This window comes from Rhizobium sp. 01N447_2 (assembly GCF_056399245.1).
The window spans coordinates 109043-135159 of sequence record NZ_JBFTQY010000006.1; the positions used below are offsets into that span (position 1 = coordinate 109043).

Genomic DNA, 26117 nt, shown 5'->3' on the forward strand with positions numbered 1-26117 from the left:
CCTCACCTTGCGAAAGCGGATGCATGCGCGCCTACATAATCGGTAACGTCGCCATCGACGAAACCATCGCCGTTTCCGAACTTCCCGTCATCGGCGCCTCCATCCTGGGCAATGCCGGGGGTAGCGATCTCGGCGGCAAGGGCACGAACCAGGCTGTCGTCATGGCCCGCTGCGGCGTTCCGACAACGCTGGTGGCGCCTATCGGCAGGGATGCGAGGGCCGATACGATACGCCATTACCTCGCAGACGAGCCGCTTCGGAGCGAACTGATCGAAATGAAAGATGCATCGAGCGACGTCTCGATCATCTTCCGGCTGCCGGGCGGCGAAAATGCCATCGTCACGACGACGCAATCGGCGCAAAGCCTGTCCCTCTTCGATGTCAGGCGTATCCTGTCGACGGCCGGCTCCGGCGATCTGATGATGCTGCAAGGCAATCTGTCCGACCAGACGACCCGCGACATCCTGGAGCATGCAAGAGCGATCGGCATGGTCACCGCCTTCAATCCCTCGCCGGTGCGCTCCTATTTCTCCGATCTCTGGGATCTGATCGACATCGCCTTCCTGAACAAGGGCGAGGCGCAGGCCCTGACGGGAACGACGGGCAGGGATGCTGCCGAATATCTTCTGAGCCGGGGGCTGCGCGAAATCGTCCTGACGCTGGGCGGCGACGGCGCGACGCTCGTGAACCGGCACGATAGTATCGAAGTGCCCGCCCAGATCTGCGATGTTGTGGATACAACGGGCGCAGGCGATACCTTCATGGCCGCAGCACTTGCATCCTGCGCGCTGCGCGGGCAGCGGCTGGACAGGCTAGCCATCGAACACGCAGTTGCAGCCGCAGCCATCACCGTCTCAAGACATGGAACAAGAAAGGCATTTCCGACCATTTCCGAGCTTGAAGCGATCCTGAGATAGCCGCTCGGTGTGGCTTGCAGCTTCATAAAACCATCATCAGCCTCTGCGAAGGGATGGGCTCCTTGCGATTCACTCCGTCATATCAGCAGCATCCGGACTTTTCTCATGACAACTTCCCCGATTTCCGCGCGTCTTTCCCCGACCGCCTCCTCCCGCCTCGTCGTGCTTGCCGAAACGGTATTGAAGGCGGGCGAAACCGCCCGCGGCTCCCTGCGGCGACGAACGTCGGCAGAAATGCTCGCCAAGGCGCCGCGCGATTATCAGACCGAAATCGATGTTGCCGTCGAGCGAATCATCGTCGACGAGATGACGAAGGCCTTCCCGGACTATGCCATCCAGGGCGAGGAAGCCGTCGGCAACCGCACGGCGGGTCCGGAAACGCCAATCATCTACATCGACCCGATCGACGGCACGACCAATTACGCCTGGGGCATTCCGCATTTCGGCATGACGATCTCGATCGTCGAAGGCGGCAGGCTCGTCATGGGCGTCGTTTATGATGCCATGCAGGACGAGCTGTTCAGCGCCGAGATCGGCGGCGGCGCCTATCTGAACGGCGAGCGCATCCGCTGCGCCGATGTCGGCGACATCGAAAATGTGCTCGTTGGCGCCGGCCTGCCGATCCCGGGCCAGCTCAAGGCGGTTTCCGAAGAGATCTATTTCGATGCGATCAAACGCCTGATGGCGAATACGGCAGGCGTGCGCCGCCTCGGCTCGGCGGCACTGTCGATCGCCTATGTCGCCTGCGGCCGGCTGGACGGGTTCTTCGAAGACGGGCTGTCTCTCCACGATTTCGGCGCCTCGGCGCTGATGGTCGAAGAGGCGGGCGGCATCGTCACCCGTTTTTCCGGCGCTAAGGTTGTCGGAAAGAGCGATATCCTGGCCGCCAGCAAGGCGTTACATCCATGGCTGCTGGGAGGCTTCCAGATCAAGACATGAACCGGCGCATTCCGGTGCAATCATCCCGCTTCCGCATGAGCGGATGCCAAGCCGACAACTGTGTTGGCGCGGTGCTAGAGCATGATGTCTATGGGCGGATTTCGGACGACATCATGCTCTACTCTTTGATTTGAACGCCGAACCGGGACAACTAAGCGGCCAATGCTTTGTCGTCGTCAGCGAACATTCTGGTCAAGCTGAGAAAGTAAATCATCCCAGACTGGTGAGTGATAATTCCTTCACAGTATGAGCGGTCCGGCGAACTGACAATCTCTGGAGCCTGTTGCAGATCATCGGCGTTGATCGAAAGCATATCGGTGACCTGATCCACCATTAGGCCGATCGGTTTGCCGTGAACTTCCGCGACCACGATTGCACTGCGTTCGGTCGCTTCCGACGACGGCATCCCCAGCTTGCGACATAAGTCGATTGTGGGAATGACGACGCCTCGCAAGTTAATGATACCGACCATTTCCGGCGGCGCATGCGGGATCGGCGTCGAAGCCGCCCATCCACGTATCTCTCGAATGGAGGTGGTCTCGATGCAGAAGCTCTGACCATTCAATTGGAATGCAATGATTTCAAGAGACGTACGTCCCTCGCGATTTTTGGATATCGACGCCATCAAAACTCCTCCCAGCTGTCGCCGCCTTTAAGCGCGCCATTCCCGTTGAATGCTCGGGCCACCTTCGCCGTCATCTGACGGGCTGGCGACGGCATAGCCCGCAAATGCCGGTCGGCTGCAACCGGGGCAGCACGAGATGCACCGGCACCTGTCCCGATGTTGAACTGACCGAGGAGATCGAAGAGCTGCTCTGCTTCCTTGGCAAGGCTATGCGCCGAGGCCGTCGTCTCCTCGACCATGGCGGCATTCTGCTGTGTGCCCTGGTCCATCGTGTTGACGGCGGTGTTGATTTCCTTGAGACCCGTTGCCTGCTCTTTGGAGGCTTCGACGATGGCGCCGACATTACCGTCGACTTGCACGACCTGGGTCACGATTTCCTGCAATGCCTTGCCGGTATTACCAACCAAGGCAACCCCGCTTTTGACGTGTTCGTTCGAGGCATTGATCAGCTCTTTGATCTCCTTTGCCGCCTTGGCCGATCGCTGGGCGAGTTCGCGAACTTCCTGGGCAACGACGGCGAACCCCTTGCCAGCGTCGCCGGCTCGGGCCGCTTCGACGCCGGCATTGAGCGCCAGAAGATTAGTCTGGAAAGCGATCTCGTCGATCACGCCGATAATGTTGGCGATCTCGCCGGCGGACTTTTCGATCTTGCCCATCGCATCCACGGCTTGACTGACAATGTTGCCAGAATTCTCCGCGTTCTCCTTGGTCTTGCGAACAAGCTGCCCTGCTTCCTGGGCGCGGGAACTGGAATCAGCGACGGTGGTTGTGATCTCCTCAAGCGCTGCGGCCGTCTCCTCGACGGAAGCAGCCTGCTGCTCGGTACGCTTGGAGAGATCGTTCGAGGCAGATTGTATTTGTTGCGATGCCGCAGCGATGGCGCCAGCGTTCTGCGAGATTGTCTGCAATGTAACGCGAAGCTTCGATGAAGCGTCGTTAAAATCAGCGCGCAGCTTCTCCAAGGTGGGCAGGAAGGGCAGGGCGATGGTCTGAGTCAGATCGCCTTCTGATAAAGCCTTCAGCGCTCCCGCGAGTTGGTCGACATTTCCGACGCGCGTGGTGACATCGGTCGCAAATTTGACGACCTTGAACACTTTGCCGTTCATGTCAAAGATCGGATTGTACGATGCCTGGATATGGACCTTCTTGCCGCCCTTGCCGATACGCAAGAACTCATCCGCAACGAATTCTCCCGCGGCAAGCCTCGTCCAGAACCGACGATAATCTTCACTGTTGCTATAGCTTGGCTCACAGAACATGGAGTGATGTTTGCCCTGGATTTCCGTCAGCTCATAGCCGAGTGTCGTCAGGAAATTGTCATTTGCATTGACGATTTCGCCTTTCGGAGTGAACTCGATGACCGCCTGGGCGCGCGAAATGGCGTTCAGCTTGCCGCCATCTTCGGCCGCCTTCAGCTTCTGCGCGGTGATATCGGTCGCGAATTTGACGACCTTATAGGGTTTGCCACCGCTAAAGACCGGGTTGTAGGAGGCTTCGATCCAGACCTCCGTGCCGTCCTTGCGAATGCGTTTATACTGCCGTTGATCGAACTCACCGCGCGCCAGTTTTGCCCAGAAGTCTTTGTAGTCGGAGCTGGCTGCTTCTGCCGGATCGACGAAGAGGCGATGATGTTGACCAACGATTTCAGAAAGCTGATAACCGAGCGCCCGGCAAAAGTTTTCATTCGCGAAGATGATTGAACCGTCAAGCTTGAACTCGATGATCGCCTGAGATTTGCTCATCGCTTCGAGAACGGCCTTTGCATCGGCGCCAGCGCCAAATCCCAACATTCATTCCTCCAACGTTTCACAATGGGCCGTTAACGTGTGCGGAAACCCATCAAATACCATTACTTTTGGTAGTGCTAATTCTTAAATAAAGACGTTTATAATATGTAAATGTACTAATGCACTCGTGTAAAATTCCTTCATTTCTGTTTGAATTTTTTAAGATAATCGAAATGGCGGTCGCTCCGCACAACCGCGGATACACAAAAAGACCATGGAAAACGCGGACTAAACTTTAACTTTAGTTCGAAACATCAGGCCTGGCATCAGATCACACGGCGTGAGCTGGCATAGTCAACAGCTTGAAGCGCCGTTCATGCCGAATCAAAGGCATCTATGTGTGCGACTTAATGCGGTCGCCGAGGTACTGCGGCATGATCTGCAACTCGGCGTGGACAAGCTCGTTGTCGCGGAAGATGAAAAAGCCGGCGAAGCTCGGCTCGACTCTCATCCCGGCCCGGATCTGATCATCCGGCGCCACCATCGCCTTCAGGCGTGTGCCATCGGCAAGATCGACATCGACCATCTTGTGGGTGCCGAAATCGACGATGCGATGGACTGTCGCAGCATCGACCCGGCCCGAGGAACGGATCGTCAGCGCTTCCGGGCGGGCGGCCAGCGTCACCGGCCCGTCCTCGACGGGAACGGCAAGCGTAAACAGCGGATGCTCGCAGACGCCGTTTTTGATGCGGCTCTGGACAAAATTCATCGAGCCGATGAAGCCGGCGACGAAGGCCGTCTGCGGCTGCCGGTAGATGATGCTTGGCGGAGCGATCTGTTCGGTGCCTCCGTCGCGCATGACGACGATGCGGTCGGCGAGCGCTAAGGCCTCGTCCTGGCCATGGGTGACGAAGAGCGTGGTGATGCCGAGGCGCTGCTGGATATCGCGCACTTCCTCCCTCAACCTTTCGCGTAAGTGCTGGTCGAGGCTGGCGAAGGGCTCGTCGAGCAGAAGGATCTTCGGCTCGAGCACGAGCGAGCGGGCAAGGGCGACACGCTGCTGCTGGCCGCCGGAGAGCTGCGTCGTCATCCGCTGCCCGTAATCGGCAAGACCGACCAGGGCCAACGCATCCTCGACACGCTCACGGATCTCCGCTTTCGGCAGCCGGCGGAGCTTCAGACCGAAGGCGATGTTGTTGAAGACATCCATGTGCGTCCAGAGCGCATGGCTCTGGAACACCATGCCGGTCGGACGCCGCTCGGGCGGCAGCGTCGTCACGTCCTTCGCGTCGATGCGGATCGTTCCGCCGCTCGGGCGCTCGAAGCCGCCGATCATCCTGAGAAGCGTCGATTTGCCGGAACCGGATGGGCCGAGCAGGCAGACGAGTTCGCCGTCGCCGACTTCGAGCGAGAAGTCGCGAACGGCAAAGGTGGTCCCGAACAGCTTCGAAACGCCCTCGATCGAAAGATGTGCCATTCTCAAACCCTTCCCTGAACTAGAGCATGATGCCCAAAAGTGTGAGCGGTTTTCGGACGACCTCATGCTCACCATCTCTGATGTAGCAAAGCTTCACGCGCCGAAGCCTCTCGCAAAGGCGCCGGTGCCGATCACGCGGCGCGCAAACATCAGCGCGATAAAGGACGGCACCCACAGCATGACTGACAGTACGGCGCCGTATTGCACGACGATCTGGTTGTTGATGAAGCTGATCATCAGCACCGGCATGGTGCGAATCTCGGGCGCGCCGATCAGCCAGGCGCCTTCGGTCTCGTAGAAAGTGCCGACGAAGGTCAAGAGCAGCGCGGCTGATATCGTCGGTGCGGCCTGCGGCAGGGTGATCGACCAGAAGACGCGCAGCGGTGTGGCACCGGCGTCGCGTGCTGCCTCTTCCATGCGCCGGTCGACATTCTGGAAGGCTGCGACCGGAATCCAGATCATCAGCATCAGCGTGCCGACAAGCTGGATCAGCACGACGCCCCAGAAGGTGCTGATCAGGCCGAGCTGCAGGAAGATGCCGGCAATGGCGACGAGCAGGCCGAATTTCGGAAAGGCATGCGATGCGAGGAACGACAGGAACAGGATGTTCCTGCCGGGAAAACGCATGCGCGCGAAGGCGTAAGCCGCGGGAAGGCAGATCACGGCGGAAAGAATTGTCACCATCGTCGTCAACCGCAGGCTGAGGAAGAGCGCGTCCCAGACATCCGGACGTGCCAGCGTCTGGCCCCAGAAACGCAGGCCGAATTGCTGCGGGATCACCGATGGATAACGCCAGACCTCGGTGAAAGCCCATGTTCCGACGACGATCAGCGGCAGCGCGATGAACAGCGTCAGCAGGCACGCAAAGAGCAAGCCGATCCAGTCGAATCGCAGGCCGAAGCTCGATCTGCCGGCACTCACGGCTGGGCCTCGCGGTTGCGGGCGATCGACCTGATATAGAAGATACCGAAGACCAGGCAGAAGCCGAATGTGATGACGGCCTGGGTCATGGCGTTCAGCGGGTCGTTCATGTCGGCGAAGGTGCGCTGCATGAACGGCCCCATCATCTCCGGCGATGCCGAGCCGAGCACATAGGGCAGGGTGAAGGCGGAGAAGATGCCCAGTACGGCGAAGGACGCGGTGACCAGCAGGGAATTGCCCATGCGCGGAAGAATGATCGAGATGAACAGCCGGAGAGGGCCTGCGCCGACATCGCGGGCGGCTTCGATCGCACTGTTCGAAATGGAGGAAAGCCCGGCCGTCAGCATCAGCACCGTCAGGGGAAGATTGTCCCAGACGAGGCCGATGACCGGTCCCCACGGCGTCAGATAGGGCGTGCGCAGCTTCGGCAGGCTGACGGCGTTCAGCAGCAGATCGACGGTGCCGTTCGGCCCGATCGTCCTGATCAGCGCATAGGCAAGGATGATCGAGGGCACGAACATCGGGAAGATCGCAAGAGCCTGCACATAGGCGGCAAGGCGCCCTTGCGAGAACCGGAGGTAAAGCGCGATCGGAAGGCCGATCGCCAGAAGCAGAATGCCGCAGACGGCTGTGGTCCAGAGCGTCAGCCACAAATTGCCGAGGCTGTAGCCGTCGGTGAAGAAGAAGCGATAGGAGGCAAGCGAGAATTCCGTCGCGCCGTCAGGGCCTGGAACGAAGATCGTGCCGACGACCGCCGAAAAGATCGGGAAGACGATCAGCCATGCGAGCAGGAGGACCGGCAGGGCAACGAGGAGGAGCCCGCTAGAGCTCCCCCTGTTGATGGACCGGGGACGGCGCAGAACCGCCGGCGCAGTGTCGGTGGACATCAGGTGCGGCTGATGCTTGGCGCAACATTGCGGTACCAGCCGTCGGCAATCGCCTTTTCCCAATCGCCGCCCGGGAAGGTCGGAATGGTCGACGGAATGACGTCGGCATATTTCTTGCGGAGGTCGTCGGAGATGTGATCCCAAGAGATGGCGGGGAAACCACCGATCTCCGTGATGATCGCTTCTTGCATTTCCTTCGTCAGCATGAATGCGGCAAGTTTCAGGGCCACATCCTTGTTGGCGCCGTTCGAGAACACGGTGATGCTGGAGAAGCCGCCGCAAAGGGCGAGATCGCTAAGCTGCACGAGTCCGGTCGTATCAGGCAGCACACCCTGGGAGATCGCCTGCAGCACCTGGTCCGACCAGACCGGCACCATGGTGACGACGCCCTGGGCGAGCAGCTGGATCGACTGGGTGTTGCCGGCCGTATAGGCGCCCTTGTCATAGAGCGCCGCGGCGAGGTCGTTGAGGATCTTCCAGGCCGGCGTCAGGGTCTCAGTGGCGAAGTCGGCAGTGAAATTGTCGATCTTGAACTTCTTTGGATCGCGGCCATTGGCCTCATGGATCGCGCGGCGGACGAAGTTTCCGCCCGAACCGCCCTTATCAGGACGGTTGTAGATGAACTGGCCCGGATTGGCCTTGATCCAGGCGGTGAGCTGATCCCAGCTCTTCGGTGCATCCTTCGGGTCGAGCTTGGTCGTGTCGTAGGCGAGAAGGACCTGCGAACCGCGATAGGGAAGCGAGTAGGGAGTGTCGAAGGCAAGCGGATTGATATGGTCGTAGCCCTCGATGTTCTCGCCGGAGAACTTGACCCAGAGCCCGGCATCGATGCCGCCGGATGGCAGGCGCGGATCGAACTGCTCGAAAAGGTCGGCCTGCGGATCGGTCTTCGTCTTCAGCGCGGCGAGCGCACGGTCGGCGATGGCGCGCAGGCCATTATTGTCGCCGGCATCGGTGACCTTCAGGGCGACACCCGGATGCGCCTTTTCGAAGGCCGGACGGATGGTGTTGTTCCAGAGGTCGACGATGTTTGCATCCGAACCGCTGTAGAGGTCGATCGTGCCGGCTGCGGCCGATGCGAAACGCGGAAGAGCCAGCAGACCGGCTGCGGCTGACGATGTGATCAGAAATTCGCGTCTATTCATAACCCGTCTCCATCAGGTGTCGAGGCTCAGCCTCCGCAGGATTGTCCAAGGCCTTGCTAGCGCCGGCGCGTAACATCGACATGACAGATCGGGCGTATCTGGAGGAAATTGCACAGCTGTGCTCTTTGCACCGTGTGGAAATTGGCGGCAGGAGATACTATCTCTTGCGGAAAAGGAGATATCCAATGACCGAAGAACGTGCAGTCCTCGCCGGTGGTTGCTTCTGGGGCATGCAGGACCTCATCCGCCGATACAAGGGCGTGATTTCGACCCGCGTCGGCTATACCGGCGGCGATGTGCCGAATGCCACCTACCGCAACCACGGAACCCATGCCGAGGCGATCGAGATCATCTTCGATCCCTCAAGGATCAGCTATCGGGAAATCCTCGAATTCTTCTTCCAGATCCACGACCCGAGCACGCGCAACCGCCAGGGCAACGATGTTGGCTTGAGCTACCGCTCGGCAATCTTCTACGTCACCCCTGAACAGGAGCGCGTCGCCAGGGATACGATCGCCGATGTCGACGCATCAGGCCTGTGGCCCGGCAAGGTCGTCACCGAAGTCGTGCCGGTCAGCGATTTCTGGGAAGCCGAACCCGAGCACCAGGATTATCTGGAGCGGATTCCGAACGGCTATACCTGCCACTTCGTCCGGCCCGGCTGGAAGCTGCCGGTTCGCCAGAAGATCGCCTGAAATTGATCAGGCTCCCATCGCCGCGCGGCTGGTTTCCAGAAGCGCGGCGACGAGATTTGCCCGTGGCGAGGATCGCGTCACCACGATGCCGACGGTGCGCATAGCGGACGAGCGGGGCAGGGGCAGCTTGACGATATCCAATCCCGCCGGCCAGGGCGGCGCCCAATCCGGCACGATCGAGATTCCGAGACCGCGGTCTACCATCACCGCGATCGCCTCCAGCGCGTCGAGCTCATAACGCTCGACCGGATGGATCCCGCTCTCGCGCAGATATTCGTCGGCGATATGACCACCCCACTGGTTACGGTCGTAGCGGATGAAGGGCAGGGTCTTCAACAGTTCGTGCGGATCCGCCCCCTCACAGTCCCGCGGAGCGATCAGCACCAGGGGTTCCTGGCGCAGCTTGTTGAAGGTCAACGTCTTCTGCATCGGAAATCGCGGCTCGATGATGAAGGCCGCATCCAGCGCGCCGTTCAAAACCTCGGCATAGAGGTCCATCGACGCGCCCGGCTTGAGGAAGATCTCGATCAGCGGGTAATCCTGGGCGAGACGGTGGAGAATGTCGGGAACGAGGCCGGTCAGCGCCGTATTGATCGCCCCGATCCGCATCTCGCCCGAAATCGTCGCGGTCCCGGCCATCGCCTTCAGGTCGCGTGTATCGCGCACCAGATCCCTGCAACGCTCGAGAATGGCAAAACCCGCCTCCGTCGGCCGCATGACGCGGCCGGAGCGCACCAGCAGCCGCACCCCGAGCTCGGCCTCCAATGCGCGGATGCGCTGGGCAACAGCAGCGGGCGTGAGGTTCAGCCGCTGCGCGGCCTCCGCCAGCGAGTGCCGCTCGGCAACGACAATGAAGGTTTCGAGAAAACGTGTGTCCATCGATAGTTTTTCTATCTCCTGAACGAAGCAGAAGCGATATTTTATTTACGATCCGTTGCTCCGAAAGATGGCTCGACCATACGAGGAGACGAGCGGAATGGATTTCGGCCTGAAGGACAAGACGGCCCTGGTGCTTGGCGCCGGCGGCGGACTGGGCAGCGCGATTGCCGTCAAGCTTGCGCGCGAAGGCGCCAGAATTGCCGTGGCGGATATCGATCTCGCCGCCGCTGAGAAGACCGCGGCTGCAATCGAGTCCGAAGGCGGCAAGGCGCTGGCCCTGCAATGGGACCTTTCCGATCTCGGTTCGATCGATGCGCATGTCGCTGCAATCGAGCGCCAGTTCGGACCGGTCGATATCCTCGTCAACAATACCGGCGGCCCACCGCCGACCACTGTCTCCGGCCAGGATCCGACGGTCTGGAACCAGTATTTCCAGAGCATGGTCCTTTCCGTCATCGCCATTACCGATCGGGTGCTGCCGCAGATGCGGGCGCGCAAATGGGGGCGCATCGTCACCTCGACCTCGTCGGGCGTGGTCGCGCCGATCGCCAATCTCGGCATCTCGAATGCACTGCGCCTGTCATTGGTCGGCTGGTCGAAGACACTGGCTCGCGAGGTCGGGCGCGACGGCATCACCGTCAACATCGTCCTGCCGGGCCGGATCGCCACCGGCCGCATCACCTTCCTCGACGAGCAGAAGGCCAAACGCGAAAACCGCTCCATCGATGACGTCGTCACTGAGAGCACCGGCAGCATTCCGCTCGGCCGCTATGGCCGACCAGAAGAATATGGCAATGTCGTCACCTTCCTGGCAAGCGAGCCTGCCTCCTATCTTACCGGATCGGTGATCCGCGTCGATGGCGGCATGATCCAGAGCATCTGACAGAAACCGAATTGGAACCGATACCCGATGGCCCTCAGCGCTGAAGCGATAGCAACCCTCAAAACCGTCTCGACGGCGACCCTGACGACCGTTCTTCTGAAGAAGGGCCTGCGCAACGTCTGGATCCGCGGCGCCGTTCCGCTGAAGCCCGGCCAGCCGCGCATCGTCGGCCCGGCTTTCACCCTGCGCTTCGTTCCGGCTCGCGAAGATCTGGCGACGCCGGCATCCTGGGCCTCGCCGATCTCGACGCGCGCCGCGATCGAGGCGATGCCGGAAGGCTGTGTCGCCGTCGTCGATGCGATGGGTGTCACCGATGCAGGCATCTTCGGCGATATTCTCTGCGCCCGCATGCAGAAGAGAGGCGTTGCAGCCCTCGTCTCCGACGGCGTCGTACGCGACCTTGCCGGCGTGCTCGATGCCAACCTGCCGGTCTGGTGCCGCGGCGTCGCAGCACCCCCTTCGGTCGCTGGCCTCACCTTCGTAGCCTGGCAGCAACCGATCGGCTGCGGCGGCGTTGCGGTCTTTCCTGACGACATTATCGTCGTCGACCAGGATGGCGCGGTGTTGATTCCAGCGGATTTGCTCGAGGCGGTGCTCGATGAAGCGCCGGAACAGGAGCGCATGGAAGCCTGGATCATGACGAAGATCGATGAAGGCGTGCCGCTGCCCGGCCTCTACCCGATGAACGCCGAAACCAAGGCGCTCTACGAGGCTTCGAAGAAATAGGCTCCAGGCCAGGCGGATTGAGGAGGTCGCGGCTTCGCGGCCCTTTTGCTTTCGCCCCATCTCAATAACGAGGTGCGTAATCCAGGCCGCCGTCGATCCGTGCCGGGCGCCCGTCCAGGAAAAGCTCACCGATGCGTGGCGCCGACCGCGCAATGACCTTGCCGCGGCGGATCACCGCCAGGCGGTTGGGTTTCAGCCGCAGCGCTTCCAGCGTGTCGCTGGCCTGAAGGATGACCAGGTCGGCGCTGCATCCCTTTTCCAGGCCGTAGCCTGCAAGGCCCATCGTCTTCGCCGAATTGACGGTCAGCGCGTCGAAGATCTTCTTCTTGTCGTCGATGCCGGCCATCTGCGCGACATGGATTGCCATGTGGCCGACCTCCAGCATGTCGCCCGACCCCATCGAATACCAGGGGTCCATGACGCAGTCGTGCCCGAAGGAAACGTTGAGCCCGGCATCCATCAGCTCCCGCACGCGGGTCATGCCGCGGCGTTTCGGATAGGTGTCGTGCCGGCCCTGCAGCATGATGTTGATCAGCGGATTGGGGATGACGTTGATCTCGGCCTCCGCCATCAGCGGAATGAGCTTGGAAACATAATAATTGTCCATCGAATGCATCGAGGTCAGATGCGAGCCGGCGACGCGCCCCTGCAGGCCGAAGCGGATGGTTTCCGCAGCCAGCGTCTCGATATGGCGCGAGAGCGGATCGTCGGTTTCGTCGCAATGGATGTCGACCGGCAGGCCGCGATCGGCGGCGGTGCGGCAGAGCGCCTCGACTGACGCCGTACCTTCGCCCATCGTCCGTTCGAAATGCGGAATGCCGCCGACGATATCGACGCCCATGTCGAGGGCGCGGTCGAGCGCGTCGATTGCGCCCGGCGAGCGGTAGTAACCGTCCTGGGGGAAGGCGACCAGCTGCAGATCGATATAGGGCGCGACCTTTTCGCGAACCTCGATCATCGCCTCGACGGTCACCAGCCTGGGATCGCTGGTGTCGACATGGCTGCGGATGAAGAGCAGGCCCTGCGTGACCGCCAGATCGCAATAGCGCAACGCACGATCAACCAGTTCCTCTTTCGTCACGATCGGGCGCAACTCTCCCCAGAGCGCGATGCCCTCGAGCAGCGTGCCGGATACGTTCATGCGCGGCAGGCCGAGCGACAGGGTGGCGTCCATATGGAAATGCGGATCGACGAAGGGCGGGCTGACCAGCCGGCCGGTCGCGTCGATCTCTTCTTGCGCCTGCGCCTGGAGATTGGGCTCGGCAGTGATGATCTTGCCGCCCTGGATGCCGATATCGATCCCCTTTCGGCCATCAGGGAGATTTGCATTTCTGACGATCAGATCGAACATCGGAGCCTCATTGGACAGAAGTGGTTCAGCGTTCGCCGCGCCGATAGGGCTGCATCAGCGCCTGTGGAACGCGGGCGCGGCGGGCCATGACGGCAAGGGCGGCAATGGAAAGGATATAGGGCGTCATCAGAAAGAGCTGATAGGGCACGAGCCCGCTGAGTGCGGTTTGCAGCCGAAGCTGAAAGGCATCGAAGAAGGCAAAGAGCAGGGCGCCGAAAAGCGCGCGGCCCGGCCGCCAGGAGGCGAAGACGACGAGCGCGATGCAGATCCAGCCGCGTCCCTGCACCATTGTGGGGAAGAAGCTGTTGAAGGCCGACAGTGTCAGGAAAGCGCCGCCCATTCCCATCAGCGCGCTTCCCATGATGACCGCGCCATAGCGCACCTTCATCGGATTGACGCCCTGGGCTTCGGCTGCATGCGGGTTCTCGCCGGTCATGCGGATTGCAAGGCCGACGGGGGTGCGGAAGATGATGTAGGCCATCAGCAGGGCGACAATGATTGCGAGATAGGTCGGCGCCGTCTGCGTGAAGAAGGCCGGCCCGATGAAGGGCAATGTCGAGAGACCAGGAATGGCGATCGGCTGGAACGGCACGATGGTGGGTGGGGTATTGGCAAGCGGCACGATCAGCCGGAAGACATAATAGCTGAAGCTTGAGGCAAACAGCGTGACGCCGAGACCGGAGACATGCTGGGAGAGGCCGAGCGTCACCGTCAGGCCGGCATGCAGCAGGCCGAAGACGCCGCCGGCGACCGCGGCGATCAGCAGGCCGGTCCAGAGATCGGCGCCGTGATAGACCGAAAGCCAGCCGATCATCGCGCCGAAGGTCATGATGCCTTCGATGCCGAGATTGAGCACACCTGCCCGTTCGCAGAGCAGTGCGCCGAGCGTGCCGAAAATCAGCGGCGTGGCGATCCGCAGGATTGCCGCCCAGAGCCCGGCGGAAGCGATGATGTCGAACAGCTGCATCATCGCCGGATCCTGTATTGGGTGAAGAACAATGCAATCAGCATCGTCAGCAGCGACAGCGCCACCGTGACATCGGCGATATAGGTCGGGATGCCGAGGCCGCGGCTCATGCCGTCCGCGCCCACGAACATGGTGGCGGTGAAAATGGCGGCGAAGACGACGCCGAGTGGATTGAGGTTGGCGAGCATGGCGACGACGATACCGGCATAGCCGAAGCCTGGCGACAGGTCGGTCGTCACATAACCCTTGACGCCCATGACCTCGATTGCTCCCGCCAACCCCGCAAGCCCGCCCGAGAGACAGGCGACCTTCACCAGCGTTCTGCCAAGCGGGACGCCGGCAAAGACGGCCCCGCCGGGATTGAGGCCTGCTGCGCGCGACTGCATGCCGAACACGGTGCGGGACTGGACGAAATGGACGATGATGGCCAGCCCGATCGCGATCGCAAAGCCGATATGCAGGCGCGAGCGGGCAATCAGCTTCGGCAGCATGGCATGATCGCTGACGGATTGCGACTGCGGCCAGCCAAAGGCCAGCGGATCCTTGAGAACGCCATCGATCAGCATCGAGACGAAGAGTACGGCGATGAAGTTCAAGAGCAGGCTGGTGACGACCTCATCGACGGAGAAGCGCAGCCTGAGCCAGAGCGGGATCAGGATCAGCACCATGCCGGCAATCGCGCCGACCAGCAGCAGCAGCGGAATGAGAATGGGGGCGGGAAGATTGCCGAGCAGCTTCGAGCTTGCCGCGGCAACGGCGATGGCGCCGAGATAGAACTGCCCCTCGGCACCGATATTCCAGAGCCGCGCCCGGAAAGCGACGGCGGCGGCAAGCCCCGTCAGCATCAGCGGCGTTGCCCGCGTCAGCGTTTCGGTCGCCGACAGCCGCGAACCAAAGGCACCCGTCAGGATGCGCCAATAGGCATCGATAACAGGCGCGCCGGCGATTGATATCAGGATGCCCGAAAGCGCCAGCGCTGCGATCACCGCGATCACAGGCGTGACGATCAGCAGGTAAAGCGGACGGTGCTCGCGGCGCTCAAATCGCATGGCCGGCCTCTGGATTTTCCTGCCATTCGCCGGCCATCATCAGCCCCAGCCTGCGGGCGTCGGCGCTTTCGGCCTCGACGGGCGGAGACAGGCGGCCGCCGACGATTGCCTGTATGCGATCGGCAAGCGCGATCACCTCATCGAGGTCCTCCGAGATCAGCAGCACGGCGGTACCCTGCCGACGGACTTCAAGCAGGCGTGCGTGCACGGCGGCCACGGCCCCTTCGTCGAGACCGCGCGCCGGCTGCGCGGCAATCAGGATGCGCGGCCGCCGATGCAGGTTGCGGCCGAGAATGAGCTTTTGCATATTGCCGCCTGAGAGCAGCCGGGTGCGGATGGCCGGGCCGCCGCCGCGGACATCGAACCCGTCGATAATTTCGGTCGCGAAAGCCATGCCCGCCTTGCGGTTGACGAGGCCATGGCGCGAAAAACCCGGCGATGCGATGCGCTCCAGCACGACGTTTTCCCAGATCGCCATTTCGCCGATCACGCCCTCCTCGTTACGGTCCTCGGGAATGCGGCCGATACCGGCGTCGACGACATCGGAAACACCAAGATTGCCGACGGCTTCCCCGAAGAGCAGAAGGTCGCCGCCGCTGCGCGCCAGCATACCGGAGAGAAGATGCGCCAATGTCGCCTGGCCATTGCCTGAAACGCCGATGATGCCGAGGATTTCGCCCTGGTGCAGCCGGAAGCTGACCGATTTCAGCCGATCAACGCCGCCGGTGCGGACCGTCACATCGGCCGCTTCGAGGGCAACCGCACCCGGTGTCGACGGCTCGCGCACAGGCCGCGTCACGCGGCGGCCGACCATCAGTTCGGCCAGTTCCGCCTTGCTGGTTTCCGATGCCTTGCGCTCAGCAACCATCTTGCCGCCGCGTAAGACCACGATGCGGTCGGCCGCGGCCATGACCTCGTCGAGCTTGTGCGAGATGAAGATCAGCGACAGGCCCTGGCGGGCCATTTCCTTCAGCGTCGTGAACAGCCGCTCGGCCTCGATGTTGGTCAGCACCGCCGTCGGCTCGTCGAGGATCAGGATGCGGGCATCGTTGTAGAGCGCCTTGAGGATCTCGACTCTCTGCTGCTCGCCGACCGACAGGTCGCCAAGGCGGGCATCCGGATCGACCTTGAGGCCGAAGCGCTCTGAAATTGTGAGCAGCTTCTTCCGCGCCGCTGTTGTTCCCGAGCGCCAGGACCACAGTCTTTCCGTGCCGGTCATGACATTTTCGAGAACGGTCAGATTGGGCGCCAGCGAGAAATGCTGATGCACCATGCCGACGCCGGCGCGGATTGCGGCACGCGGCTTGCCCTGCGGCACCTCCGTGCCCTCGATCAGGATCCGGCCTGCATCCGGCATGTAATGGCCGAAAAGGATGTTCATCAGCGTGGTCTTGCCCGCGCCGTTCTCGCCAAGCAGGGCCACGACCTCGCCCTTTGCAAGCGTCATCGAAATATCGTCATTGGCGAGATTGCCGCCGAAGCGCTTGCTGACGCCGATAATTTCCAGCACAGGCCCGGTCATGACGGCAATCCTGCGACGGGAAAACGATGCTGCCACCGCCCCTCGGCCTCCAGGCGGGCGGCAAGCGACAGCAGACGCGGCTCGTGACCCATCGGCGCCATGATCTGCACCGGCAGCGGCATGGCATGCTCATCCTGTCCGAAAGGCAGCGTCAAAGCAGGAAAACCCGAAATATTGGCGAGGCAGGCAAGCGGCGCAAATGCCGTCGTCCGCTCGAGATGCAGATCCGTGTCGGCATGATCAGACGGAAAGGAGCCGATCGCAAGGGGCGCGGAGGACAGCATCGGCATGAGGATGCAATCGACCCTGTCGAACAGTTCCCAGAGCTTACGGCTCACCAGGACGGCATTGTTCAGCGTGTTCCAGAGCGATGTCGCCGGAAGCGTTCGTCCGCGCGCCGCGAAGGCCTGGGTCAGAGGCTCGGCCCTGCTTTCATCCAGAGCCGCCGCCTTGATGAGTGCCGCAAGGTTGACGGAGACGATATCGGCGAAGGCGCGGCCGCCGGCAGCGACGCTCCATTCGAACTCGGCCCAGGCGAGCGGAACGATCTCGTGTCCGGCGCTCTCCAGCGCACGCGCTGCAGCCTCGACGACTGCGAGCCGATCGTCCTCCGTCGGATAGGCCGAGCCGGTATCAACAAGCAGGCCGATCCGCAAACGGCGATTGTCGATATCGACAGGGGAGGGGTCCGGAAAAGGTCCTCGCGATTTGCCGCTCAGCGTGGCGAAAATCAGCGCCGTATCCCGCACCGAACGGCAGATCGCAAGTTCGCTGGCGATACCCGCGAGGTGATTGCCGAAGGATGGCCCGCCCGGCATGGCGCCGCGTGTCGGCTTCATCCCGACAAGGCCGCAGCAGGCGGCGGGCACGCGGATCGAGCCGCCGGCATCCGTGGCATGCGCGATCGCGACGATCCCGGCGGCAACCGCTGCCGCCGCACCGCCGGAAGAGCCGCCGGCGGTCCGTGCCGGATCGAGTGGATTGCGGCAGATCGGCCCGATCGCCGGTTCGCTGGCAAGCGACAGGCCGAATTCTGGGCTCGTCGTCAGGCCGAACAGACAGAAGCCGGCGTCGCGGAAACGGGCAGCCAGATCGGAGTCCGCTTCGCCGCCCCTTCTTTCGAAGAGACCGGAACCGGCCGTGACCGGCAGCCCGGCGAAGGGGCCGCCGAGATCCTTTGCCAGGGTCGGCACCCCGGCAAAGGGCCTGGCGGCAAAGCGATCGGGCGCGCTCCGCCGTTCCCGGTCGCAAGCGTCAGCAGAAGCGAGACCCATGGCGGCATCGAGATAAGCGATGGCGCCGAGCGGCTCCTGCAGCACGGCTGAGGCAAGAGAAGCCTGCATCGCCTCCGCAGCGCTCAGGCTGCCATGCCTGATCACTGCCGCCAGATCCGTCGCATCGCCTTGCATGAGCCGAATTACTTCGGTTCGTCCATCATCTTCGGAACTTCGAAGGTGCCGGCCTTGATCTCTGCCCGCTTGGCTTCCATCGCAGCCTCCGCATCGGCAGGTGCCACGCCCTTGACGAAGACGATGTCGCTGCCGCCTTCCTTCATCAGGCCGTAGGACGTGTAGTTCCTGCCGACCGGTTTTCCGGCGGCAACATCGGCGATCGCAGCGTCCAGGATTGGGCGGAAATACCACATGGCGTTGGCAAACACCGTATCCGGATAACGTGGCGTATAGTCGATCAGCGAGCCGACCGACTTGATGCCGCGTTCCTTGGCGGCATCGGCAGTACCGATGCGCTCGCCGAACAGGATGTCGGCGCCGGCGTCGATCTGGGCAAGACCGGCTTCGCGGGCCTTCGGCGGATCGAAGAAGGTGCCGATGAAGGAGACGAGGTGCTTTGCGTCCGGGTTGACCGCCTTGACGCCGGCCGCGAATGCATTGATCAGCATGTTGACCTCGGGGATCGGAATGGCGCCGACCGAACCGACGACATTCGACTTGGTCATCTTGCCCGCCAGCATGCCGGCAAGATAGGCGCCGTCATGGTTCCAGGTGCCAAAGACGCCAAAATTGTCGCCGGCCTGCTCGCCGCTCGAACCCAGCACGAAAGCGGTATCGGGATAATCGGCCGCGACCTGCCGGGCCTCTTTTTCCACCGCATAGGCCTCGCCGATAATCAGCTTGTTGCCCTGTTCGGCATATTCGCGCATGGCGCGCGGATAATCGGTGCCAGAGACGCCTTCGGAGAAGACATATTCGATGACGCCTTCCTTGGCCGCGTCCTGCAGTGCCTTGTGCAGACAGGAGTTCCAGGCATTTTCCACTGGCGACGCATGGATGCCGGCAACCTTCAGTGGCGCAGCCGCCCTTGCCAGCGGGGCGAAGCCGCTGACGCCGAGCGCAATGCCCGACGCGATCACTGCCCGGCGTGAAATCAGCATGTCTTTGGTCATTGTTTTGCTCCCCTTTTTTTACCATTTGGTTCAAAAATCATAGTAGCGCCCAAAAATGTGTCAAGCAGTAAACGGGCTTAAAAATCAGGCTGTTCGACCCATGTTCGCCGAAGCGCGGAGGCGATGGGCTGGATTTACAGGGGTGTCATATCTTGGCGTGACGACATCGGCAGGATATGCAAGGATCATTGGGGTTGGGGGACATGAAATGGGGGAAGAAGAGGGCGCCTCGCGGCGACCGATCGCGAGCCGGTCGTCGTCCTGGGCCATCGGCCTCAGCGCGTGGCTGGCGCGGGGCGGCGCGACACCGAACGGCATCTCGCTGCTGTCGGTCGTATTCGCGGGTATAGGCGCAGCGCTCATCGTTTTCACAACACATCCTTTAGCCATGGTCTGCGCGGCGATCTCGGTACAACTGCGGCTCGTCTGCAATCTGCTGGACGGAATGGTCGCGATCGAAGGCGGCAAGAAAACCAAGAGCGGGCCGCTCTATAATGAATTCCCCGACCGGGTCGCCGACAGCCTGTTTCTGATCGCGGCTGGTTATGCCTGCGGCTTTGGCTGGCTTGGCTGGTTGTCTGCGCTGCTGGCAGCCCTTACCGCCTATATCAGGGTGTTCGGCGGATCGGTGGGTCTTCCTCAGGATTTCAGCGGCATCATGGCCAAGCAACGCCGCATGGCGGTGCTGACGGCGGGCCTCGTCGCCCAGAGCATCGAGACGCTGATATCCGCCAGCCATTGGTCGCTGATCGTTGCATCCGCGATCATGGCGGCCGGCAGCCTCGTCACCTGCATCACCCGCACGTTGAGGCTGAAACTTTCCCTGGAGAGACTATGATCGCGATTATCCGTCGGTTTCTCGTGCTGCTCGTCCGTATCCTGGTCGGCGCCCGAAGCGAGTGGCGGGGCTGCGCGCCCGATCCCAGCCGCCGCATCTATTTCGCCAATCACAACAGCCATATCGATACCGTCGCCGTCATGGCCGCCTTGCCCTGGCCGGTGCGCCGGATGACCCATCCGGTTGCGGCGCGGGACTATTGGGGAACGAGCGCCTTTCGCCGTTTCATCGCAGAGAAAGGCCTGCGCGCCGTCTTGATAGACCGCAAGCCTCTGCCGGACACCGACCCGCTGGCTCCGATAGAGCGCCTGCTTGAGGAGGGGCGCTCAGTCCTGATTTTCCCGGAAGGAACGAGAAGCACCACCGATGAGATCGCCCCGTTCCGCAGCGGCATCTTTCGCCTTGCCTGCCGTTTCCCCGATGTCGATCTGGTGCCGATCCATCTCGACAACCTCCAGCGCATCCTGCCCAAGGGAAGCATGCTGATCGTGCCGATCACCTGCACGGCGCGCTTCGGCAAACCCTTGCGCGTCGAACCGGGCGAGGAAAAGGCTGAATTCCTGGCGCGCGCCCGTGCCGCTGTCATCGAGCTCGCGGATGGGGGGCACACGGCATGACCAGTATGTTCTCTCTCGTGCTAGCCGCTATCCTTGGCCTGCTTGCCGTCGCCTCCGCCATCGGTTTCACCCTGCAGCGACGCGCGACAGAACCCGGCTCCGTCGCCACCGTTCAGAACCTCAACGCCCGTATCCGCTCATGGTGGATCATGGTTGCCGTGTTCGGCGGCGCGATCCTGCTCGGCGAAACGTCGACGGTCGTCCTGTTCGCATTTCTATCCTTCATGGCGCTTCGCGAATTCTGGACGCTGACGCCATCGCGACGCGGCGATCATCTGGCGCTTTTCCTGTCATTCTTCGTGGTGCTGCCGATCCATTACGTGCTGCTCGGAACCGAGTGGTACGGCCTCTTTTCCATCTTCATCCCGGTCTATGCCTTCCTTATCCTGCCGGCAGTGGCGACCCTGACGGGCGACGTCAACGAATTCCTGGCCCGCAGCGCCAGGGTGCAATGGGGATTGATGCTGACGGTCTATTCGATCAGCCACGCACCCGCACTCCTTATGCTGGAGACTGGTACGCCGCCGGCACTTCTTCTCGTCTATCTGGTCGTGGTCGTGCAGCTCAGCGACGTTTTCCAGTATGTCTGGGGCAAGCTGCTCGGAAAGCACCGTTTCTCGCCGAACATTAGCCCGTCGAAGACGATCGAAGGGCTGGTCGGAGGCGGCGCCTCGGCCATCCTCGTGGGAACACTGCTATATCGCCTGACACCCTTCTCCCCGCTGCAGGCAGCGGCCATCAGCACGGTCATCGTCGTCGCCGGCTTCTTCGGCGGCTTCGTGCTCTCGGCCATCAAGCGCGATCTCAATGCCAAGGACTGGGGCTATGTGATTGAGGGTCACGGCGGCGTGCTCGACCGCTTGGATTCCATCACCTTCGCCGCCCCGTTATTCTTTCACATCATCCGCTATTGGTTCACCACCTGAGAACTGGGGACAGGCGAATATTCGAAGGCATGCGGCCGATCGTTTAAAACCGGTCGACTTCCTCGAGGCTCTCGAACAGCCGGCGCTGAACATCCCGCTCCTGCTTGCTGATGGCGGTCATCAGCTTGCCCATCGTGCCCCTGAGGCCGTGCAACTGGTCGACCAGGTCCATGACGACATCGACGCCGGCTTCGTTGACACCCATGTTTCCCATGAGGTCCAGGATCAGCCGGGCGCGTGCGACATCGGCGTCACGAAATTGCCGTTGGCCGCCTGACGTCTCCGGGATCAGCCAACCCTCTTCGACCCAGAGGTCGAGCTGGACGATGTCGATTTTCAAGTAAAGACGGAATTCGAGATCATCCATGATCAGGCCTCCATGTTCTTTCTCGGATCGTATGGGTTTGCCGTCGCCCATTCCTGGACGAAGGCCGTCAGTCGTTCATCCGGGGCATCGGGCAGCACGATCTTCAGGGAGATGTAGACGTCGCCATGTTCACCGCCGCGTTTTGCAACACCCTTGCCCTTGAGACGCAGGACCTTGCCGGTGTTGGAATGAGGCGGCAGCGTCAGATTGACAGGCCCTGACGGCGTCGGCACACGAACCTTGCCGCCGAGCACGGCCTCGCCGAGCGAGATCGGCAGTTCGAGCCGGATGTCGTCGCCGTCGCGCGTGAAGAAGCGGTGCGGCCGCACACGGATGTCGATGAGGGCATCGCCCGCCGGCCCACCGCCAATACCCGGCTCGCCCTTGCCGCGCAGCCGCAAAGTCTGGCCGTCGCGCGTTCCCGGCGGGATCTGTACATCGAGCGCTGGGCCCTCAGGCAGCTTGATCTCCGTCCTGGTGCCGTTGACGGCGTCGAGAAAGCCGACCTCCATCGAGAAATGGCTGTCCCGGCCATGACTGCGGGCCTGGCCGCCGCCGGTACGTCGCGAAAAGAAGTTTGCGAACAGATCGTCGGCGTCGCCGAAATCGGCAAAGCCTGCGCTGTTGTGATAGGGATCGCTAGGGCCGCTCTTCGAGGCATAGTCGCGGTAATAGTTGCGCTGCGCCCGCTCGGCGCCGGTTATGTCGATCTCGCCGCGATCGAAGCGGCCGCGTTTTTCCTCGTCGCTCAGGATCTCGTTTGCGGCCGAAATTTCCTTGAACCGTTCCTCGGCCTTTTTGTCGCCGGGGTTGAGGTCGGGGTGAAGTTTCTTGGCGAGCTTGCGGAACGCGCTTTGAATATCCTTTTGCGTCGCATCCCGCTTTACGCCCAGAAGCTCATATGGATCCTGGCTCATGCATATCTCCTGAGGGCAGCGATACTGCTGGTTGGCTTGGGGATGATATAGGTGGTCGGGCCGCCGCCGGGGAGGGGAGGCGGTCGTTCTGCTCGACCTCCTCAATCCGCAGCGGAACTAAAACAACGCCGCGTCTTCCACTTGTGGCGCCGAGCCTTCCTGCGCGGGATCGGGTCGCCGATCGATGAGAACCGAGCACCCGGCGTGACGCACGACCTTGTCGACGATCGAGGAGAAGACGTAGTCGGTGATATTCGTCACACGGGATGAAAGCAGGATGAGATCGGCCGATTTCTCCCTTGCGACGGAGACGAGCAGGGAGGCGGCAACGCCGACGCGCACCTCGATCGTCGCCGGAATCCCCATCTCTTTACAGCACGATGCAAGTTTCTTTTCGGCGTCGACGATGGCGGTCGTTTCGAATTCGTCGGGAAGCTCCGTCAGGTGACGGTGCGGGATACTCTCGATGACGTGCATGACGACGATGCTTCCGCCTTCATCCACCAGCGCAGCAGCCCGGCGCAGAAGGCGGCTTGCCGTTTCCCTGGAACCCATGCCGATGCAGCAGATGATCGTCCGATACATTGAAATCCATATCCTTGAATGCGAATGATAACACCGATCATACCAGTGTCGACCATCCCGGCATTGACGAATATCAAGAAAAAGTGCCGCAACGGCAGCGCGCATGAAATGGCCAGCTGCTTCGCGACGGACCTCCGGCTGAATCGTCGCAGTTGACGACATGGTCACCAGCAACATTTCTAACCCGATGTCGTCACTGATTGAGGTTCACATGCCGAATTTTGCGATTATCGGATCGGGTGCGATGGGAAGCGCTGTCGCCAAACGGCTGATCGACCACGGCGCCACGGTGCTGACTTACCTCGAGGGCAGGAGCGAGCGGACGATTGCGCGGGCAAAGGCAGCCGGCATGGTGCCGGTCGACCGCCAGGAGCTGACGAAGGCCGAGCTGATCCTGTCGATCATTCCGCCGTCGGAGGCGATCAAGGTCGCCGACCTCGTCGCGGACATATCGTCGGGGATGCCGGCCCCGCCGCCCTTCGTCGACCTCAACGCGATTGCGCCGAAAACGATGCAGGCGTTGGCGGCGCGGTTCGAAGGCAGCGGCGTCGAGGTGCTTGATGGTGCGATCATCGGCGGGCCGCCGGTCCCCGGCACATCAGGTCCGACCATCTATATCAGCGGCGATACCGCGGAGCGGAGCCGGCTGCTCGAGGATTGCGGCCTGCAGATCCGCAGGCTCGACGGACCACTCGGTGCCGCCTCGGCACTGAAGATGTGTTATGCCGGCATCAACAAGGGATTTATCGGCCTTAGCACCGCCATGCTGCTTGCCGCATCGCGTTCGGGTGCTGCCGAAAGCCTGAAAGCCGAGCTCTCCCAAAGCCTTCCCGACGTCGACCGCAAGCTGTCGAGATCCATTCCCGACATGTATCCGAAAGCCTATCGGTGGGTAGCCGAAATGCAGGAGATCGCCGATTTCCTCGGCGAGGATGATCCGGCCACGACCATCTTCCGCGGCATGGCGGACGTCTTTGCCAGGATGGCTGATGACGTGGAGGGCAGCCGCGTGCTCGTCGGGCAGTTGGACGAAATCCTCGCGCGCCCCGACATCGATCGCTGACCGCAATAGCCTTACAGGTGCTTGGCTACGTCCATTCTTCGATGAAGTATGCGCACGATGATGATCTGGCCCGCATCATTGCTTTTGAAATACAGAAAATGAGAGCCAACAGAGACCTTTCTGTACCCTTTCCGAATATCTGAGGGACGGCTCATCCGTCTTCCCTCCGCCAATTCGTGGCAGGCGTCTCTTATGTCCTGGATGTAACGCTCTGCCTGATCGACATTCCAACTCGTCGCTGTGTAATCCCAAATCTTCTCAATATCGGTTTGCGCAGCAGGAGAAAATATGATGCCTGTCATTTCGCCTCGAACGCCGCACGTTTGCGAGCGTTGAACGCATCGAAATCAAAGGGCGTGGCAGGGCCGGATTCCTCGCCTTCAATCAAGGCATCCTGTAATGCCTTCACTTTGGCTTCGTGTTCTTCAAGTAGGCGAAGGCCGGCCCGAACAACGTCAGTGGCTGAACCATAGCGGCCAGCCTGAACTTGCGTATCGATGAAGCTGGTGAAATGCTCGCCGAGCGATATGGACGTATTTCTGGCCATGCTGAATCTCCTTTAAGCCAATATACCAATTTTTGGTACATAACAAAACCTAGTCTTCACAGCATGAATCTGATCCCTGGCCAACTCTGACGATTGTGTGAAGCCGCTTCGACACCGCTGACAAAACCTGATTGCCTCTGCTATGTCAGGAAAAATGCGGCGGCCCAACCGGCGTCGCGCTCTGTCCGACCAATGCCAGGAGTTTGAAAGATGAGCGGTTCTTCCGAATATACACCCCCGAAAGTCTGGACCTGGAACAAGGCGAATGGCGGTCAATTCGCCAGCATCAATCGCCCGATCGCGGGACCGACGCATGACAAGGAGCTTCCGGTCGGCCGTCATCCGCTGCAGCTCTATTCGCTCGGCACCCCGAACGGCCAGAAGGTGACGATCATGCTCGAGGAGCTGCTGGCTCTCGGTCATAGCGGTGCCGAATATGACGCCTGGCTGATCAAGATCGGCGATGGCGACCAGTTCGGAAGCGGCTTCGTCGCGGTCAATCCCAATTCCAAGATACCAGCGCTGATGGACCGCAGCGGACCAAAGCCGATCCGTGTCTTCGAATCCGGTGCTATCCTCACCTATCTCGCCGAGAAGTTCGGCGCCTTCCTGCCGACGGAACCGAGTGCGCGCGCCGAATGCCTGTCATGGCTGTTCTGGCAGATGGGAAGCGCGCCCTATCTCGGCGGCGGCTTCGGCCATTTCTACGCCTATGCGCCGACGAAGATCGAATATGCGATCGACCGCTTCGCCATGGAAGTGAAGCGTCAGCTCGACGTGCTCGATCGTCGCCTCGCCGAAAGCGAATATCTGGCAGGCAGCCAATATACGATCGCCGATATTGCCGTCTGGCCCTGGTATGGCGGGCTGGTGAAGGGCTGGACCTACGGTGCAGCCGAGTTTCTGCAGGTCGAGGACTATAAGAACGTGCTGCGCTGGGCAGACACCATCCACAGCAGGCCGGCCGTGCAGCGCGGCCGGATGGTCAACCGGCTCTCCGGCGACCCCTCGAGCCAGCTGCACGAGCGCCACGACGCCAGCGACTTCGACACCAGGACGCAGGACAAGCTCGCCGCCGCCGAGTAAGCAAGCGGCCCCGGCCATGTGTCGCAGCAATAAATGAAGCTCCGCCGCCTTTACGGC

General features: G+C 61.5%; 28 protein-coding genes. 10 read left to right on the top strand and 18 right to left on the bottom strand.

Annotated features, from left to right (window positions below; all coding sequences use genetic code 11):
• The first annotated feature begins 23 nt into the window (after window positions 1-23).
• Both AC1ECN_RS05560 and AC1ECN_RS05565 read left to right on the top strand, forming a co-directional pair.
• A complete protein-coding gene (locus AC1ECN_RS05560; RefSeq protein ID WP_130657692.1) occupies window positions 24-917 on the top strand; it encodes a ribokinase in 894 nt (297 codons plus the stop codon).
• A gap of 105 nt (window positions 918-1022) precedes the next feature.
• On the top strand, window positions 1023-1856 hold the full coding sequence (locus AC1ECN_RS05565) for an inositol monophosphatase family protein (protein ID WP_024320151.1): 834 nt from the start codon (window positions 1023-1025) through the stop codon (window positions 1854-1856).
• Between the two features lie 151 nt (window positions 1857-2007).
• Here AC1ECN_RS05565 and AC1ECN_RS05570 read toward each other — a convergent pair whose 3' ends face one another.
• The 6 genes from AC1ECN_RS05570 to AC1ECN_RS05595 form a co-directional block, all read right to left on the bottom strand.
• The gene (locus tag AC1ECN_RS05570) at window positions 2008-2481 is read right to left on the bottom strand and encodes a chemotaxis protein CheW (RefSeq protein ID WP_018069369.1); all 474 of its coding nucleotides are present in this window, start codon (window positions 2479-2481) and stop codon (window positions 2008-2010) included.
• Window positions 2481-4271, bottom strand: a complete 1791-nt coding sequence (locus AC1ECN_RS05575) for a methyl-accepting chemotaxis protein (RefSeq protein WP_018069370.1) — start codon at window positions 4269-4271, stop codon at window positions 2481-2483. Before AC1ECN_RS05575 ends, AC1ECN_RS05570 begins: the two co-directional genes overlap by 1 nt.
• Before the next feature lie 331 nt (window positions 4272-4602).
• Window positions 4603-5685 carry an ABC transporter ATP-binding protein gene (locus AC1ECN_RS05580; protein WP_026170684.1) on the bottom strand — a complete coding sequence of 361 codons (1083 nt, stop codon included), beginning with the start codon at window positions 5683-5685 and terminating at the stop codon, window positions 4603-4605.
• 93 nt (window positions 5686-5778) lie between these two features.
• Entirely contained in the window at window positions 5779-6606 is an 828-nt protein-coding gene (locus AC1ECN_RS05585; RefSeq protein ID WP_131716286.1) for an ABC transporter permease, read from the bottom strand.
• The gene (locus AC1ECN_RS05590; RefSeq protein WP_477952418.1) at window positions 6603-7493 is read right to left on the bottom strand and encodes an ABC transporter permease; all 891 of its coding nucleotides are present in this window, start codon (window positions 7491-7493) and stop codon (window positions 6603-6605) included. The genes AC1ECN_RS05585 and AC1ECN_RS05590 overlap by 4 nt, the downstream gene beginning before the upstream one ends.
• Entirely contained in the window at window positions 7493-8638 is a 1146-nt protein-coding gene (locus AC1ECN_RS05595) for an extracellular solute-binding protein (RefSeq protein ID WP_477952419.1), read from the bottom strand. The genes AC1ECN_RS05590 and AC1ECN_RS05595 overlap by 1 nt, the downstream gene beginning before the upstream one ends.
• Window positions 8639-8823: 185 nt before the next feature.
• Here AC1ECN_RS05595 and msrA point away from each other — a divergent pair, with 185 nt between their 5' ends.
• On the top strand, window positions 8824-9333 hold the full coding sequence (gene msrA, locus AC1ECN_RS05600; RefSeq protein WP_003551975.1) for a peptide-methionine (S)-S-oxide reductase MsrA: 510 nt from the start codon (window positions 8824-8826) through the stop codon (window positions 9331-9333).
• Between the two features lie 6 nt (window positions 9334-9339).
• Here the strand turns inward: msrA and AC1ECN_RS05605 are convergent, their stop codons facing one another.
• Window positions 9340-10212 (bottom strand): LysR family transcriptional regulator, encoded by an 873-nt coding sequence (locus AC1ECN_RS05605; protein ID WP_018069376.1) that lies wholly within the window; start codon window positions 10210-10212, stop codon window positions 9340-9342.
• A 97-nt stretch (window positions 10213-10309) separates the two neighbouring features.
• Here AC1ECN_RS05605 and AC1ECN_RS05610 point away from each other — a divergent pair, with 97 nt between their 5' ends.
• Together AC1ECN_RS05610 and AC1ECN_RS05615 are read left to right on the top strand one after the other, a co-directional pair.
• Window positions 10310-11095 carry an SDR family oxidoreductase gene (locus AC1ECN_RS05610; RefSeq protein ID WP_477952422.1) on the top strand — a complete coding sequence of 262 codons (786 nt, stop codon included), beginning with the start codon at window positions 10310-10312 and terminating at the stop codon, window positions 11093-11095.
• Window positions 11096-11122: 27 nt separating this feature from the next.
• Entirely contained in the window at window positions 11123-11821 is a 699-nt protein-coding gene (locus tag AC1ECN_RS05615; protein WP_130704305.1) for a ribonuclease activity regulator RraA, read from the top strand.
• Between the two features lie 61 nt (window positions 11822-11882).
• On the opposite strand, the gene AC1ECN_RS05620 is transcribed toward AC1ECN_RS05615, so the two are convergent.
• From AC1ECN_RS05620 to AC1ECN_RS05645, 6 genes are read right to left on the bottom strand one after another with little or no spacing between them, the layout of a single operon-like run.
• Window positions 11883-13172 (bottom strand): amidohydrolase family protein, encoded by a 1290-nt coding sequence (locus tag AC1ECN_RS05620; RefSeq protein ID WP_477952424.1) that lies wholly within the window; start codon window positions 13170-13172, stop codon window positions 11883-11885.
• Between the two features lie 25 nt (window positions 13173-13197).
• Window positions 13198-14142 (bottom strand): ABC transporter permease, encoded by a 945-nt coding sequence (locus AC1ECN_RS05625; RefSeq protein WP_027688768.1) that lies wholly within the window; start codon window positions 14140-14142, stop codon window positions 13198-13200.
• Window positions 14139-15188 (bottom strand): ABC transporter permease, encoded by a 1050-nt coding sequence (locus AC1ECN_RS05630; RefSeq protein WP_027688767.1) that lies wholly within the window; start codon window positions 15186-15188, stop codon window positions 14139-14141. Before AC1ECN_RS05630 ends, AC1ECN_RS05625 begins: the two co-directional genes overlap by 4 nt.
• Entirely contained in the window at window positions 15178-16710 is a 1533-nt protein-coding gene (locus tag AC1ECN_RS05635) for an ABC transporter ATP-binding protein (RefSeq protein WP_477952426.1), read from the bottom strand. Before AC1ECN_RS05635 ends, AC1ECN_RS05630 begins: the two co-directional genes overlap by 11 nt.
• Window positions 16707-18119, bottom strand: a complete 1413-nt coding sequence (locus AC1ECN_RS05640) for an amidase (RefSeq protein WP_477952428.1) — start codon at window positions 18117-18119, stop codon at window positions 16707-16709. Before AC1ECN_RS05640 ends, AC1ECN_RS05635 begins: the two co-directional genes overlap by 4 nt.
• Window positions 18120-18127: 8 nt before the next feature.
• A complete protein-coding gene (locus AC1ECN_RS05645; RefSeq protein WP_024320165.1) occupies window positions 18128-19114 on the bottom strand; it encodes a BMP family protein in 987 nt (328 codons plus the stop codon).
• Between the two features lie 208 nt (window positions 19115-19322).
• On the opposite strand from AC1ECN_RS05645, the gene AC1ECN_RS05650 reads away from it, so the two are divergent.
• The 3 genes from AC1ECN_RS05650 to AC1ECN_RS05660 are packed head-to-tail and all read left to right on the top strand — an operon-like array spanning window position 19323 to window position 21495.
• Entirely contained in the window at window positions 19323-19952 is a 630-nt protein-coding gene (locus AC1ECN_RS05650) for a CDP-alcohol phosphatidyltransferase family protein (RefSeq protein WP_131706457.1), read from the top strand.
• The gene (locus AC1ECN_RS05655; protein WP_017969181.1) at window positions 19949-20569 is read left to right on the top strand and encodes a lysophospholipid acyltransferase family protein; all 621 of its coding nucleotides are present in this window, start codon (window positions 19949-19951) and stop codon (window positions 20567-20569) included. Before AC1ECN_RS05650 ends, AC1ECN_RS05655 begins: the two co-directional genes overlap by 4 nt.
• On the top strand, window positions 20566-21495 hold the full coding sequence (locus AC1ECN_RS05660; RefSeq protein ID WP_018069389.1) for a phosphatidate cytidylyltransferase: 930 nt from the start codon (window positions 20566-20568) through the stop codon (window positions 21493-21495). The genes AC1ECN_RS05655 and AC1ECN_RS05660 overlap by 4 nt, the downstream gene beginning before the upstream one ends.
• A 43-nt stretch (window positions 21496-21538) precedes the next feature.
• Here AC1ECN_RS05660 and AC1ECN_RS05665 read toward each other — a convergent pair whose 3' ends face one another.
• The 3 genes from AC1ECN_RS05665 to AC1ECN_RS05675 form a co-directional block, all read right to left on the bottom strand.
• Window positions 21539-21862 (bottom strand): chaperone modulator CbpM, encoded by a 324-nt coding sequence (locus AC1ECN_RS05665; protein ID WP_026170686.1) that lies wholly within the window; start codon window positions 21860-21862, stop codon window positions 21539-21541.
• A 2-nt stretch (window positions 21863-21864) separates the two neighbouring features.
• Window positions 21865-22779, bottom strand: a complete 915-nt coding sequence (locus tag AC1ECN_RS05670) for a DnaJ C-terminal domain-containing protein (RefSeq protein WP_018484131.1) — start codon at window positions 22777-22779, stop codon at window positions 21865-21867.
• 117 nt (window positions 22780-22896) lie between these two features.
• Complete coding sequence (locus tag AC1ECN_RS05675; RefSeq protein WP_477952431.1) at window positions 22897-23364, bottom strand: universal stress protein; 468 nt, start codon at window positions 23362-23364, stop codon at window positions 22897-22899.
• Between the two features lie 160 nt (window positions 23365-23524).
• Here AC1ECN_RS05675 and AC1ECN_RS05680 point away from each other — a divergent pair, with 160 nt between their 5' ends.
• A complete protein-coding gene (locus tag AC1ECN_RS05680) occupies window positions 23525-24427 on the top strand; it encodes an NAD(P)-dependent oxidoreductase (RefSeq protein ID WP_130657706.1) in 903 nt (300 codons plus the stop codon).
• A gap of 11 nt (window positions 24428-24438) precedes the next feature.
• On the opposite strand, the gene AC1ECN_RS05685 is transcribed toward AC1ECN_RS05680, so the two are convergent.
• Both AC1ECN_RS05685 and AC1ECN_RS05690 read right to left on the bottom strand, forming a co-directional pair.
• A complete protein-coding gene (locus AC1ECN_RS05685) occupies window positions 24439-24729 on the bottom strand; it encodes a type II toxin-antitoxin system RelE/ParE family toxin (protein WP_130657707.1) in 291 nt (96 codons plus the stop codon).
• The gene (locus tag AC1ECN_RS05690; RefSeq protein ID WP_072642369.1) at window positions 24726-24974 is read right to left on the bottom strand and encodes a type II toxin-antitoxin system ParD family antitoxin; all 249 of its coding nucleotides are present in this window, start codon (window positions 24972-24974) and stop codon (window positions 24726-24728) included. Before AC1ECN_RS05690 ends, AC1ECN_RS05685 begins: the two co-directional genes overlap by 4 nt.
• 210 nt (window positions 24975-25184) lie before the next feature.
• On the opposite strand from AC1ECN_RS05690, the gene yghU reads away from it, so the two are divergent.
• On the top strand, window positions 25185-26060 hold the full coding sequence (gene yghU / locus AC1ECN_RS05695; RefSeq protein ID WP_130657708.1) for a glutathione-dependent disulfide-bond oxidoreductase: 876 nt from the start codon (window positions 25185-25187) through the stop codon (window positions 26058-26060).
• Window positions 26061-26117 lie beyond the last annotated feature (57 nt).